Genomic DNA, 13063 nt, shown 5'->3' with positions numbered 1-13063 from the left:
CGCAAGCGGCGACCGGCGCAGTGCCCGCGAAGGCCAGACCATTCGGGGATATCGCGGCGGCCGCGTTCAGCGGCGGTACGCACGCGTTTCGAGGCGTTCAGGCGTCTTTTTTCCGTCGGCAAATCCATCCAAGGAGCGGATCATGGCTCAGTTCAGCGCGTCACCAGGCAGTCCGGCAGTGCCCAACTTCGAATCTGGAGAAAGCAGCGAGTCCGCAGAAAACCTGCGCATGCCGGCCGGCTACAGCGAGCGGCTCTACAATCACGACCTCGCGCCGCTCAAGGAGCAGACCTGGGGCGCGTACAACATCTTCGCGTTCTGGATGTCCGACGTGCACAGCGTCGGCGGCTATGTGTTCGCGGGGAGCCTCTTCGCGCTCGGCCTCACGAGCTGGCAAGTGCTCGTAGCGCTGATCGTCGGCATCTCCATCGTCAACGTGCTTTGCAACCTGATCGCGCGGCCCAGCCAGCGTCACGGCGTGCCGTACCCGGTGGCGTGTCGCGGCACCTTCGGCGTGCTCGGCGCCAACATCCCCGCCGTGATTCGCGGCCTCATCGCCGTGGCGTGGTACGGCATCCAAACCTTTCTTGCTTCGAGCGCGCTCGTGATCGTCGTGCTCAAGTTCGTGCCGCAACTCTTGCCTTATGCCGACGTGCACAAGCACGGCCTGCTAGGGCTTTCTGCCGTCGGTTGGGCGGGCTTCATGACGCTCTGGGTGCTTCAGGCGTTCGTGTTCTGGAACGGCATGGAGACCATCAAGAAGTTCATCGACTTCGCGGGGCCCGCCGTTTATGTCGTGATGTTCGCGCTTGCGGGCTACATGGTCTATCGCGCGGGCTGGCACAACATCGGCCTGAACCTCGGCGCCGTGAAGTATCACGGTGCCGAAGTGGTTCCCGTGATGATCACGGCGATCTCGCTCGTGGTGTCGTATTTCTCGGGGCCGATGCTCAATTTCGGCGACTTCTCGCGCTATGGCAAGTCGCTCAAGAGCGTTCACAAGGGCAACTTCTGGGGCCTGCCGGTCAACTTCCTCGCGTTCTCGCTCGTCACGGTCATCACCACGTCGGCTACGCTGCCTGTGTTCGGAGAACTGATTACCGACCCCGTCGAAACGGTCAGCCGCATCGATCATCCCACCGCTGTGATTCTCGGCGCACTCACGTTCACGATCGCCACCATCGGCATCAACATCGTCGCGAACTTCGTTTCGCCTGCGTTCGATTTTTCCAACGTCGCGCCGCGCCTCATCAGCTGGCGTGCGGGTGGCATGCTCGCCGCCGTGGCCTCGATCTTCATCACGCCGTGGAATCTCTTCAACAACCCGGCCGTGATTCACTACACGCTCGATGTGCTCGGCGCCTTCATCGGGCCTTTGTATGGTGTCCTGATTGTCGACTTCTATCTCGTGAAGCGCGGGCGTCTTGCCGTAGATGATCTCTACACGGTGTCGCCGAAAGGTGCGTACTGGTACAGCAATGGCGTGAACTGGCGCGCGGTGGCGGCCTTGCTGCCGGCAGCGGTGATCGCGATTCTTTGCGTGATGGTGCCTTGGCTCGGCGGCGCGGCGAACTTCTCGTGGTTCATTGGCGCCGCGCTCAGCGCGTTGTTCTATCGCGCGCTCACGATGGGCGAACGCGCTCGCGCAAACGCATGAGCGGCAGGCAAAACCAGGCATCGACGAAGGAATCGAAATGCGCATCAAATTGATCAATCCGAACACCACGCAGCGCATGACCGCCGCGATGGAAGCGTGCGCGCGCGCCGTGATCGCGCCGGGCACGGAGGTCGTGGCGGTGAGCCCGACGATGGGTCCGCCGTCGATTGAGGGCTACTACGACGAGGCGCTCGCGACACCTGGCCTGCTCGCCGAAGTCGAGGCGGGCGAGCGCGAAGGCTTTGACGGCTACGTGATCGCGTGCTTTGGCGACCCGGGCCTTTATGCGGCGCGCGAGTTGGCGCATGGGCCCGTCGTGGGCATCGCGGAAGCCGCGATGCACGCGGCGAGCGTGCTTGCGCCAGGCTTCTCGGTCGTGACAACACTTTCGCGAACACGCGCAATGGCCTGGCATCTCGCCGAACGTTACGGCATGACACGTTTTTGCCGCAACGTGCGCGCAATCGACGTGGCGGTGCTCGAACTCGACGAGCCGGGATCGGCCGCGCGTCGCGCCATCGTCGAGGAGTGCCGGCGCGCGCTCGAAGAAGATGGCGCCGATGCGATCGTGCTCGGCTGCGCGGGCATGACGAGCTTGTGCGCGCAGGTGGAGGATGCGCTGGGCGTGCCCGTGGTCGACGGCGTGACGGCCGCCGTGAAGTGGGTGGAGGCGCTTGTCTCGCTGCGCCTCACGACCGCCAAGCGCGGCGACTTTGCGCGGCCGCTTGCCAAGCGTTACGACGGCGATTTCGCACGTTTTAGTCCGGGCAATCCTGCACCCGTCACGGAAACGCCGCCGCCGGTGCGGCCGCTTCGCTACGGGTAAACGCGCAACGTTTTCAGGTAAGGCGGGCCGCCCGGAGACGCCAGATCGGGCGGCCACATACACCTGCCTTGACCCGTACTATCTGAGCGTGCGTATGGGCGCGTACGGGTGATTTCGCTACACTGAACCGGTCCTGTAAGCAGGTTGCGCGGACCGTCCGCCTGGCCTTGCAAAGCAGCGCCGGCGGCCGCTTCGCGGCGTCTCGTCGTTACGCGGATACCTCGTTAGTTCCTCTTTATTCGATTGATTCGACCAGCATGCCACTCGATCCCCAATATCCCCGCGATCTGATCGGTTATGGCCGGTATCCGGTGCAGGCCAACTGGCCCGGCCAGGCGCGCGTCGCGGTGCAGTTCGTGCTCAACTACGAAGAGGGCGGCGAAAACTGCGTGTTGCACGGCGACCCCGGCTCCGAGCAGTTCCTTTCCGAAATCGTGGGTGCAGCAGCGTATCCCGCGCGCCATATGAGCATGGAGTCGATCTACGAATATGGCTCGCGCGCGGGCGTCTGGCGCATCCTGCGCGAGTTCGAGAAACGCGGCCTGCCGCTTACCGTGTTCGGTGTGGGGATGGCGATCGAGCGTCATCCTGAAGTCGCGCGCGCGTTCGTCGAGCTGGGCCACGAGATCGCGTGCCACGGCTATCGCTGGATTCACTACCAGGACGTCTCGCCCGCCAAAGAGGCTGAGCACATGAAGCTCGGCATGGAAGCGATCGAGCGCGTGACGGGCGTGCGCCCGCTAGGCTGGTACACGGGCCGCGACAGCCCGAACACGCATCGTCTGGTGGCCGAGTATGGCGGCTTCCTGTACGACTCCGATTACTACGGCGACGACCTGCCGTTCTGGATGGACGTTGAAGTCACCGGCGGCAAGACGACGCCGCAACTGATCTTGCCTTACACGCTCGACACGAACGACATGCGCTTCGCGTCGCCCCAGGGCTTCAACACCGCGGACCACTTCTTCACGTACTTGCGCGACGCATTCGACGTGCTCTACGAAGAAGGCGACGAAGCGCCGAAGATGCTCTCGATCGGCATGCACTGCCGCCTGCTCGGGCGCCCTGGGCGTTTTCGCGCGCTGCAGCGCTTTCTCGATCACATCGAAAAGCACGAGCGCGTGTGGGTCACGCGCCGCGTGGACATCGCGCGCCACTGGCGCGAGCATCATCCCTATCAACCGCAACAGAACGACCACCGCGGGGCCGCCGCATGAAGGCAATGCACTACACCCTCGAACAGCTGAATCAAGCCTCGGCCGACGCCTTCGTGGCGGCGCTCTCGGGCATCTTCGAGCACTCGCCCTGGGTGGCCGAAGCGGCCGCGCAGCAACGCCCGTTTGCGAGCATCGACGCGCTGCATCGCACCATGTCGCAGGCCGTGGAAAACTCGGGCGAAGCGAAACAGCTTGCGCTCATCAACGCCCACCCGGAGCTTGCAGGCAAGGCTGCGGTGCGCGGCGAACTGACCGCCGAATCCACGCGCGAGCAAAGCGGCGCGGGCCTGAACCAGTGCACGCAGGAAGAGTTCGACAAGCTGCTCGCGCTCAACGGCGCGTATCGCGAGAAGTTCGGATTCCCATTCATTCTCGCGGTGCGCGGCTATGACCGCCACGGCATCATCGCGAACTTCGAGACGCGCGTGAACAACAGCCGCGCCGACGAAATGCGCGCGAGCCTCGACCAGATTTACCGCATTGCGCGCTTCAGGCTGGATGAGCTGATCGACGCGTAACGTGGCGATGCGCCCCTCGGCTGTTCGCGAGCGGGCGCAGCGCCGTTTTGATCTACAGAAAAGACACGAAGGAAGACAACGATGGCACTCCCGACTCTCGACCCCAACGCCCCTGATTTCACGCGCCGCTATGTGAATCTCGCGGACCCGCGGCTGGGCGCACAGGCGCTCGAGGCGAGCGACGACTTCTTCGCGCCGAAGGATCGCATGCTCAATCCGGAGCCGGCCGTCTTCATTCCGGGCAAGTACGACGAACACGGCAAGTGGATGGACGGCTGGGAAACGCGCCGCAAGCGCACGACCGGCTATGACTGGTGCGTCGTGAAGCTCGCACGCCCCGGCGTCATCAAGGGCCTCGATATCGACACGAGCCATTTCACGGGCAACTATCCGCCGGCGGCATCGGTGGAGGCCGCATACGTGGCCGAAGGTGCCCCCACCGCCGCGACGCAATGGACGGAAATCGTCCCCTCGACCTCGTTGAACGGCAATAGCCACCACTACGTGGAAGTCTCGAGCGACAAGCCCTACACGCACCTGCGCGTGAACATCTATCCCGATGGCGGCATCGCGCGTCTGCGCGTGTACGGCCAGCCGCAGGTGGACTGGGCGGGTGCGAGCCGCACCGAACTGTTCGACCTCGCCGCGATGGAAAACGGCGCGTATCTCGTTGGCGCGAACAACCAGCACTTCGGCATGGCCTCCACGCTGCTCATGCCGGGCCGCGGCGTGAACATGGGCGACGGCTGGGAAACGCGCCGCCGCCGCGAACCTGGCAACGACTGGGCGATCATCGCGCTCGCGCAGCCGGGCATCATCAAGAAGATCGAAGTCGATACGGCGCACTTCAAGGGCAACTACCCGGACCGCTGCTCGTTCCAGGCCGCGCGCGTGGTCGGCGGCACGGACAGCTCGCTTGTGACCCAGGCGATGTTCTGGCCGGTGCTGCTCGGCGAGCAGAAGCTGCAGATGGACAAGCAGCACTACTACGAAAGCGAACTCGCGGCGCTGGGCCCGGTTACGCACGTGCGCTTCAATATCATCCCGGACGGCGGCGTTTCACGCGTGCGCCTCTGGGGCACGCTCGCTTGATACGCTGACGAGGCCATCATGAGTGAAACCAGGACGACGCTTGTCATCGAGCCGCTCACGCGCGAGGCGTTCGCGCCCTTCGGCGACGTGATCGAGCTCACGGGCGCGAAGCAGATTCCAATCAACCTCGGCACGACGATCCGCTTTCACGATCTCGCGAAAGTGGACGTGACGGACGAAGGCGGGCGCACGCTCGTGAATCTTTTTCGCGGGCAGCCGCGCGAGCTGCCGTTCGAAGTGAAGATGCTCGAACGGCATCCGCTGGGCAGCCAGGCGTTCGTGCCGCTCAACGACAAGCCGTATCTCGTGGTGGTCGCGCCCGCAGGCGATCTGGACGTCACGCAGATTCGCGCGTTCGTTTCGAGCGGCTGGCAAGGCGTGAACTACGCGAAGGGTGTTTGGCATCATCCGCTAATTGCGTTGGGCGAGGTGAGCGATTTCATCGTCGTCGATCGCGGCGGCGATGGGCTCAATCTCAACGAGCAGGATTTGCCGGAGTCGCTCTGGTTGACGCAAGAGGCGATGAAGGCGGCAGTGCGCTGACTCTTTGCATTACATAGCAGTACGCAGCAGTACGAAGAAGCCACGGTCTCGACCGTGGCTTTTTTGCGTTTGGCGTGTGTATAGACCGCAGACATAAATTGCAGGGGTTCGGCGACATCGGGAGCACTGAGGCCGAGCCATGCTTGCTTGCGGCGCTCAGTGCTGCTCGCGCCATTCGCAGTCGAGGCGTTCGCCATATGCCTCACCGTGCGATACGCCTGCGGTTGCTATCGCGACGCGCGGGGCAGAGCCTGCGTTCGTTGCGCGTCAACGGTTGGCGGTGATATCTGGCGCAAGGGCACGCGCTTTCGCTCCCGTTGCGCTTCGCCACGCGGTTCCCAGCTTCCCAGGATACCGGATGCCGGCCCGCAACATCCCGCGGCTGCCTCATAGCCCGCGAGCTGCACAAAACGCCGCACAAAAAGAAAAAGGACCCGAAGCGCCTTGCACTTCGGGTCCTTCCAGTCACTGCTCAGCTAGCGCGATTCAAACCGCTCGCGCTGCCATCTGTCTCACTGCTTCGCACCGCCCTGGAACCACATGGCGATCTTCTGCCGCTCGTCGTCGGTCATGTGCGTGACGTTGCCAAGCGGCATCGCCTTGAGCGTCACAGCTTGCTGATACAGGCGCTGCGCGTTCTGCGAAATCTCATCGGGCGTATCGAACATCACGCCGGCGGGCGCTGCGCCCATCATCGTCGGGTGGGCCGAGTGGCACGATGCGCAGCGCTGCTGCAGGATCGGCTGAATGTCGGACACCTTGAGCGATGGCGCGTTCGCGGCTTCCGCTTGCGGCACGACCGGGCGCGGCAGCGTCCACACCAGCGCCACGAACATCAGCGCCACGCCGCCGATCGGCAGATACCAGAGTTGCTGACCACGGTGACGCATCACGAAGAACTGGCGAATCAGCGCGCCGGCCAGCATGATCACCACGAGCACGGCCCAGTTGTAGGCGTGCGCATAGGTCATGGCGTAGTGGTTCGACAGCATCGCGAACACCACGGGCAGCGTGAAGTACGTGTTATGCACTGAACGCTGCTTGCCGCGCTTGCCGTAGATCGGGTTCGGCACTTCGCCCTTGAGCATCGCGGCGACCATCTTGCGCTGGCCGGGGATGATGACGAAGAACACGTTGGCCGACATGATCGTCGCGAGCATCGCGCCCATGATGAGGTACGCGGCGCGGCCCGAGAAGATGTGGCAGGCGAGGTAGGCTGCGATCACGACGTAGATGCCCACGCACACGCCCAGCAACTTGTCCTTCGTGCCGAGCGCGCGGCACAGCGAGTCGTAGACGATCCAGCCCGCGGCGAGGAAGCCGAGCGCCGAGAAGATCGCGACGACCGGACCCATGTCGAGCACGTTCTTGTCGATGAGATACGTGTTCGGCGCCATGAGGTAGAGCACCGTGAAGAGCGACGCGCCCGAGAGCCACGTGGTGTACGACGGCCACTTCGACCAGTGCAGGTCGTCGGGCATTTCGGGCGGCGCGACGGTGTACTTCTGCATGTTGTAGAAGCCGCCGCCGTGCACGTGCCACAACTCGCCGAACACGCCGCGGCGACGCTGGTTCGGGTCCGTGGGCGGTTTGAGGCTGTTGTCGAGCGCGACGAAGTAGAACGACTCGCCAATCCAGGCGATCGCCGCGATGACGTGGAACCAGCGCAATGCGAGGTTCAGCCAATCGGTAATAAAGCCTTCCATGAAACGTCTCCAGTCCTGATGCATGGCGCGCGCGTCTGAACGCACGCGCTAACTGCGGGGTATGAGCGCGCCGCGCAGCTCTTGGGCCGCTGAACGACCCGGATGCTGCCGGCGCTGCCGTTGTTGTTTGTGTATGACCTTGGGCTTGGTGAATCGGGCTAGAAGATCGCCCGGAATGCCCTATGAGAATGTGTGCGGTGGCCGCTCAGTTCTCTCTCAGTTCTCGCTCAACTGCCGCGATACGTGCTGTACGACCACGGCGAAACGAGTAGCGGCACGTGGTAGTGCGAACCTGAGTCGGCGATGCCGAAGCGCAGCACCACGCGGTCGACGAAACGCGGCTCGGGCACGTTCGCGCCGAGGGCGGCGAAATAGTCGCCGACGTGGAACACGAGTTCGTATTCGCCTTTGGCGAGCGCCTCGCCTTCGAGCAGCGGCGCGTCGCAGCGGCCGTCGTCATTGGTGGTCACGGTCTTGAGCGCGCGGCGCGCGTCGCCCGAGAGCGCAAAGAGCTCGACCTTGATGCCCGCGCCGGGACGGCCGTTCGCGGTGTCGAGCACGTGGGTAGTCAGCTTGCCCATTCGCAGTTTTCCTTGTGAGTGCCTGGTGCGATTGCGAGGTTTCAGCGGCAGCGCTCGATCCCATGCATGATGCATTGCGGCGGATCGAGGCTCCACGTCAGTGGCTACATACCCGTCGGCGGATCGAAGCGAGCGCCGTGAACGCATTTTAAGAACGATCGCACCCGGCGCGCGCGAGCGATAGGAAAGATAAAGCTTCGCGCATGAGGGTGAGCCCTGGGTGCTGCGCGGCGGCTCTCGCTCATCGCGCCCTGGATTCGTGCGTCCCATGTTTGCATCGTAGCGGCGCCAAAAATCGACCTTTATATGCGTGGCGTAAATGTGGGTATCGCAGCGGCGCGAATTGCCACGACTATTTTGGTTGGGGATCGTAGAGCCCATGCGCAGCGCGTGCTGCGCGTCCCGAAGACGGCGGTGGACGCCGGGTAACCGGGCCAGCGGCGTCCTCCTCGGGACGCGTCGGCACCGGACGCCTGGGCGGCCCGGCGAGGCCGGCGGGTGAGGCGAGGGCGTCTGGTTCACACGCCGTGCGAGCGCAAAGCAATGACGACGACTCGCAGCGGCACGACAACGGAGCGAACAAGGACGATGGAACGCACACTCGCGCAGGGGCAAGACCCGCAAAAGCCCGGCAAGACGTTGCTGGTGAAGAACGCCGACATGCTGGTAACGATGGACGGCGCACGCCGCGAGATTCGTGGCGGCGGCATCTACGTGGAAGGCAACCGCATCGTCGCGGTCGGCCCGATGGCGGAACTGCCCGCCACGGCGGACGAGGTGATCGACGCCAGCGGCCACCTCGTGACGCCTGGGCTCGTCAACACGCATCACCACATGTACCAGAGCCTCACGCGGGCCGTGCCGGCCGCGCAGGACGCCGAACTGTTCGGCTGGCTCACCAACCTCTACAAGGTGTGGGCGAACCTCACGCCAGAGATGATCGAGGTCTCGACACTCACGGCGATGGCCGAGTTGCTGCTCTCTGGCTGCACGACCTCCAGCGATCATCTGTACATCTACCCGAACGGCAGCCGTCTGGACGACAGCATTCGCGCGGCGCAACGCATCGGCATGCGTTTTCACGCGAGCCGCGGCAGCATGAGCGTCGGCCAGAAGGACGGCGGGCTGCCGCCCGATTCCGTAGTCGAGCGCGAGGACGCCATTCTCGCCGACACCCAGCGCCTCATCGAGACGTATCACGACGAGGGCCGGTACGCGATGCTGCGCGTCGTCGTGGCGCCATGCTCGCCGTTTTCGGTGAGCCGTGATCTGATGCGCGAGTCGGCCGTGCTCGCGCGGCACTACGGCGTGTCGATGCACACGCATCTCGCCGAAAACGTGAACGACATTGCTTACAGCCGCGAAAAGTTCGGCATGACGCCGGCCGAATACGCCGAGGATCTTGGCTGGGTGGGCCGCGACGTATGGCATGCGCACTGCGTACAGCTCGACGACCACGGCATCGGATTGTTCGGCAGGACGGGCACGGGCGTCGCACATTGTCCGTGCTCGAACATGCGGCTCGCCTCAGGCATCGCGCCCGTGAAAAAGATGCGGCTCGCTGGCGTGCCGGTGGGACTGGGTGTGGACGGCTCGGCGTCGAACGACGGCGCGCAGATGGTGGCCGAGGCGCGCCAGGCGATGCTGCTCGCGCGCGTGGGGTTTGGGCCGGATGCCATGACGGCGCGCGAGGCGCTGGAGATCGCGACGTTAGGCGGCGCTCAGGTACTGGGCCGCGACGACATCGGCGCGCTCGCGCCCGGCATGGCGGCTGACTTCGTGGCGTTCGACTTGCGTCAGCCGCTTTTCGCGGGGGCGCTCCACGATCCGGTGGCGGCGCTCGTGTTCTGCGCGCCCTCGCAGGTCGCGCTGAGCGTGATCGGCGGTCGCGCGGTCGTGAAGGAGGGCGTGTTGCAGACGGTGGAGCTTGGGCCGGTCATCGAGCGGCACAACCGGCTCGCGGCACAGCTCGTGCAGATGGCGCGCTAAAGCAGAAAGCGGAAAGCGGGCGCACGGTGGCGCCCGCGATACTCAAGGCTTGTCGATCAGCGTCTTCGTCGCTTCGGCGATGAGGCTGCGCAACCAGCGTACTTCGTCCGAGTAATGACAGCGTTCGTGCCACAACTGGTAGTACTGCATCGGCGGGAAGTCGAGCGGCGCGGGCACGACCGTGAGCGGCAGGAAGCGCGCATAGTGGTCGGCGAAAAGGCGCGTGGTCGTGAAGACCAGGTCCGACTTGACGAGCACGTAGGGCGCGAGATTGAAGTACGGCAGCGTGACGACCACGTGGCGCTTAAGACGCTCGCGGGCGAGGTGCACGTCGATGGCGCCGCGCTGGCCCACGGAATAGGGCGTGGGCGCGAGATGCGGCGCGTTCAGGTACTGGTCGAGCGTGAGCCCGCCGCGCTTGGCGAACGGGTGCGTGTTGCTCATCAGGCAGACGATCTGGTCGACGAACAGGTTCGAGAGGTGCAGCTGCTCGGGCGGCTCGGGCCAGTTGCCGATGACGATATCGAGCTTGCCTTCCTCGAGCGCGAGTTCGTAGTCGAACGCGGGCCCGAGCGAGTGGAACTCGAGCGTGGCATTGGGCGCGGCCTGGCGAAAGCGCTCGACCACGGTCGGCACGAACAGGACGTTCAGATAGTCAGGACAGCCAATCCGGTAACAACGAATGGACGTGGCCGGATCGAAATTGTGTTGCTGGAAGCGGATGCGCTCGATCTCGCGCAGCGCGTTCTGGACAGGCTCGAGCAGGCGCAGGCCGTACTCGGTCGGCACCATGCCGGACTTGCCGCGCACCAGGAGCGGGTCGCCGGTGATGTCGCGCAGACGCCGCAGCGCCGCGCTGATTGCGGGCTGGGACTGATTGAGCTTGACGGCGGCGCGTGTCACGCTGCGCTCCATCAGAAGCGTGTGCAAGACGCGCAAGAGGTACGTGTCGATCGCCTCGCGTTGCTGACTCATGAATTCTCCGAATTATATGTTCTAGCTGATCGATGGGGCTTGGGGGTATATCGTTTTTAATATGGACAAAAAGTGGCGTCAAGCGAGGCTTACCCCGAGGGTCGCGCTGGGCGGCCCTTGCAGCGAGGCAACAGCGAATTTTGGCGGCTCGACCTTCGCAGGGCTAACGGGTATCGTCACCCCCGCACGGCGGCGCACAGCGTCTGGCCGCAGCGGCAGGCGTCAAACGGTTTTCGGACAGCAATAACGTACAACGGCGGAACCTCCATGGGCGATTCTTCTTCACGTCAGGCAACGGGTGTGCAAGATGGCAACGGTGTGCCGCGTCTTGCACTTGCCGGCATCACGAAGCAGTACCCGGCGGTGCGCGCCAATGACGACGTCACGCTCACGGTCGCGCCTGGCGAAATCCACGCCTTGCTCGGCGAGAACGGCGCGGGCAAGAGCACGCTCATGAAGATCGTCTACGGCGCCGTGCGGCCGGACGCGGGCGAGATCCGCTGGGAAGGCCAGGCTGTCGAAATCGCGAATCCGGCTGCGGCGCGCAAGCTCGGCATCGGCATGGTGTTCCAGCATTTTTCGTTGTTCGAAACGCTGACCGTTGGCGAGAACATCGCGCTTTCGCTCGACGAACCGTTCGATCTGAAAACGCTCGGCAAACGCATTCGCGAGGTGTCGGCGCAATACGGCCTCGATGTCGATCCGCAGCGTCATGTGCATAGCCTCACGGTGGGCGAGCGGCAGCGCGTGGAGATCGTGCGTTGTCTGCTGCAGAATCCGCGTCTTTTGATCATGGACGAGCCGACTTCGGTGCTCACGCCGCAAGCGGTGCGCAAGCTGTTTGGCACGCTGCGGCGTCTGGCTTCCGAGGGTTGCAGCATTCTCTATATCAGCCACAAGCTCGACGAAATCCAGGAGCTCTGCGACACGGCCACCGTGCTGCGCGGCGGAAAGGTCACCGGCCACGTCATTCCGCGCGAGGAAACGCATGCGTCGCTCGCGCGGCTGATGGTCGGGCGCGAACTGCCCGACTACACGCGGCGCGCGCACGCGCCCGGCGACGTGCTGCTCGAAGCGAAGCATCTGTCGATGCCGAGCGATGATCCCTTCGGCACGTCGCTCAGCGACGTTTCGTTCGGCGTGCATGCGGGCGAGATTCTCGGTATTGCCGGGGTCTCGGGCAACGGCCAGGCGGAATTGCTCGCGGCGCTCTCGGGCGAAGCGCAAGCAGGCCGTCACGGTGTGAGCGCCGATGCCGTCACGATTTGCGGCAAGCCTGCAGGACGTCTTTCGGCGGGCGCGCGGCGCAAGCTCGGTTTTGCGTTCGTGCCGGAGGAACGGCTTGGGCGCGGCGCGGTGCCGGCCATGTCGCTTGCCGAAAACGCCTTGCTCACGGCGCACCGCGAAGGCATGGTGCGCTCGGGGTGGCTCAAGACCGGCGCGATGCGCGCGTTCGCCGAGCGCTGCATCGGCGCGTTCGATGTGCGCTGCGGCGGCCCGGACGCGCTCGCGCAAAGCCTCTCGGGCGGCAATCTGCAGAAGTACATCGTGGGGCGCGAGATTCTCCAGGCGCCCAAGGTGCTCGTGGTCGCGCAGCCCACCTGGGGTGTGGATGTGGGCGCGGCGGCATTCATCCGTCAGCAGTTGCTCGATCTTTCGGCGCGCGGCGTGGCGATACTCGTGATCTCGGAAGAACTGGAAGAACTTTTCGACATTTGCGACCGCATTGCCGTGCTCGCGGGTGGGCGCCTTTCGCCCGCGCGTTTGACCGGAGAGACGAACGCCGAGGAAATCGGCCGCTGGATGGCGGGGCTCTTTGGCGAACGCGCCGATCGTGGAGGCGGCGGCGGCCGGCCCAACGGCGAGCCGCCCGCGCAGACCGTGGCGAACGCCTGAGGCGCGATTCATAAAAACACGCGAACGCGAATAGACCACCCGAGACCGACTACCGACTTCACC

Annotated in this window: 11 protein-coding genes; 8 read left to right on the top strand and 3 right to left on the bottom strand. The window is 64.5% G+C overall.

The genetic code is table 11. The annotated features are described in order from the left end of the window. The first annotated feature begins 142 nt into the window (after positions 1 to 142). From VSR72_RS36740 to VSR72_RS36715, 6 genes are all read left to right on the top strand, one after another. Positions 143 to 1657 (top strand): NCS1 family nucleobase:cation symporter-1, encoded by a 1515-nt coding sequence (locus tag VSR72_RS36740; RefSeq protein ID WP_342957131.1) that lies wholly within the window; start codon positions 143 to 145, stop codon positions 1655 to 1657. Between the two features lie 37 nt (positions 1658 to 1694). Next, entirely contained in the window at positions 1695 to 2483 is a 789-nt protein-coding gene (locus tag VSR72_RS36735; protein WP_342957130.1) for an aspartate/glutamate racemase family protein, read from the top strand. A gap of 257 nt (positions 2484 to 2740) precedes the next feature. After that, positions 2741 to 3700: an allantoinase PuuE gene (gene puuE, locus VSR72_RS36730; RefSeq protein WP_342957129.1), complete on the top strand. Its 960-nt coding sequence runs from the start codon at positions 2741 to 2743 to the stop codon at positions 3698 to 3700. Then, positions 3697 to 4218, top strand: coding sequence for a 2-oxo-4-hydroxy-4-carboxy-5-ureidoimidazoline decarboxylase (gene uraD, locus VSR72_RS36725; protein WP_342957128.1), 522 nt, complete (start codon positions 3697 to 3699; stop codon positions 4216 to 4218). The genes puuE and uraD overlap by 4 nt, the downstream gene beginning before the upstream one ends. A gap of 81 nt (positions 4219 to 4299) precedes the next feature. Next, the gene (gene alc / locus VSR72_RS36720) at positions 4300 to 5310 is read left to right on the top strand and encodes an allantoicase (RefSeq protein ID WP_342957127.1); all 1011 of its coding nucleotides are present in this window, start codon (positions 4300 to 4302) and stop codon (positions 5308 to 5310) included. 18 nt (positions 5311 to 5328) lie between these two features. Next, positions 5329 to 5853, top strand: coding sequence for an ureidoglycolate lyase (locus tag VSR72_RS36715; protein ID WP_342957126.1), 525 nt, complete (start codon positions 5329 to 5331; stop codon positions 5851 to 5853). 512 nt (positions 5854 to 6365) lie between these two features. On the opposite strand, the gene VSR72_RS36710 is transcribed toward VSR72_RS36715, so the two are convergent. Together VSR72_RS36710 and uraH are read right to left on the bottom strand one after the other, a co-directional pair. After that, positions 6366 to 7559, bottom strand: coding sequence for a urate hydroxylase PuuD (locus VSR72_RS36710; protein ID WP_342957125.1), 1194 nt, complete (start codon positions 7557 to 7559; stop codon positions 6366 to 6368). Positions 7560 to 7786: 227 nt separating this feature from the next. Continuing rightward, the gene (uraH, locus tag VSR72_RS36705; RefSeq protein ID WP_342957124.1) at positions 7787 to 8140 is read right to left on the bottom strand and encodes a hydroxyisourate hydrolase; all 354 of its coding nucleotides are present in this window, start codon (positions 8138 to 8140) and stop codon (positions 7787 to 7789) included. Between the two features lie 588 nt (positions 8141 to 8728). On the opposite strand from uraH, the gene VSR72_RS36700 reads away from it, so the two are divergent. Beyond that, complete coding sequence (locus tag VSR72_RS36700) at positions 8729 to 10129, top strand: 8-oxoguanine deaminase (protein WP_342957123.1); 1401 nt, start codon at positions 8729 to 8731, stop codon at positions 10127 to 10129. Positions 10130 to 10171: 42 nt separating this feature from the next. Here the strand turns inward: VSR72_RS36700 and VSR72_RS36695 are convergent, their stop codons facing one another. Next, positions 10172 to 11104 carry a LysR substrate-binding domain-containing protein gene (locus tag VSR72_RS36695; protein WP_158757707.1) on the bottom strand — a complete coding sequence of 311 codons (933 nt, stop codon included), beginning with the start codon at positions 11102 to 11104 and terminating at the stop codon, positions 10172 to 10174. A gap of 267 nt (positions 11105 to 11371) precedes the next feature. Here VSR72_RS36695 and VSR72_RS36690 point away from each other — a divergent pair, with 267 nt between their 5' ends. Beyond that, positions 11372 to 13000, top strand: coding sequence for an ABC transporter ATP-binding protein (locus VSR72_RS36690; protein ID WP_342957122.1), 1629 nt, complete (start codon positions 11372 to 11374; stop codon positions 12998 to 13000). The last annotated feature ends 63 nt before the right edge of the window (positions 13001 to 13063 follow it).

This window comes from Paraburkholderia sp. JHI869, from assembly GCF_038900775.1.
In the GTDB taxonomy this organism is placed as follows: Bacteria; Pseudomonadota; Gammaproteobacteria; order Burkholderiales; family Burkholderiaceae; genus Paraburkholderia.
The sequence above is the reverse complement of the archived record's forward strand: the minus strand, read 5'-3'. Positions and strand labels throughout refer to the sequence as shown.

Coding starts and splice junctions, on each gene's coding strand:
- VSR72_RS36740 (WP_342957131.1), top strand. CDS start 143: ATGGCTCAGTTCAGCGCGTCACCAGGCAGTCCGGCAGTGCCCAACTTC.
- VSR72_RS36735 (WP_342957130.1), top strand. CDS start 1,695: ATGCGCATCAAATTGATCAATCCGAACACCACGCAGCGCATGACCGCC.
- puuE (WP_342957129.1), top strand. CDS start 2,741: ATGCCACTCGATCCCCAATATCCCCGCGATCTGATCGGTTATGGCCGG.
- uraD (WP_342957128.1), top strand. CDS start 3,697: ATGAAGGCAATGCACTACACCCTCGAACAGCTGAATCAAGCCTCGGCC.
- alc (WP_342957127.1), top strand. CDS start 4,300: ATGGCACTCCCGACTCTCGACCCCAACGCCCCTGATTTCACGCGCCGC.
- VSR72_RS36715 (WP_342957126.1), top strand. CDS start 5,329: ATGAGTGAAACCAGGACGACGCTTGTCATCGAGCCGCTCACGCGCGAG.
- VSR72_RS36710 (WP_342957125.1), bottom strand. CDS start 7,559: ATGGAAGGCTTTATTACCGATTGGCTGAACCTCGCATTGCGCTGGTTC.
- uraH (WP_342957124.1), bottom strand. CDS start 8,140: ATGGGCAAGCTGACTACCCACGTGCTCGACACCGCGAACGGCCGTCCC.
- VSR72_RS36700 (WP_342957123.1), top strand. CDS start 8,729: ATGGAACGCACACTCGCGCAGGGGCAAGACCCGCAAAAGCCCGGCAAG.
- VSR72_RS36695 (WP_158757707.1), bottom strand. CDS start 11,104: ATGAGTCAGCAACGCGAGGCGATCGACACGTACCTCTTGCGCGTCTTG.
- VSR72_RS36690 (WP_342957122.1), top strand. CDS start 11,372: ATGGGCGATTCTTCTTCACGTCAGGCAACGGGTGTGCAAGATGGCAAC.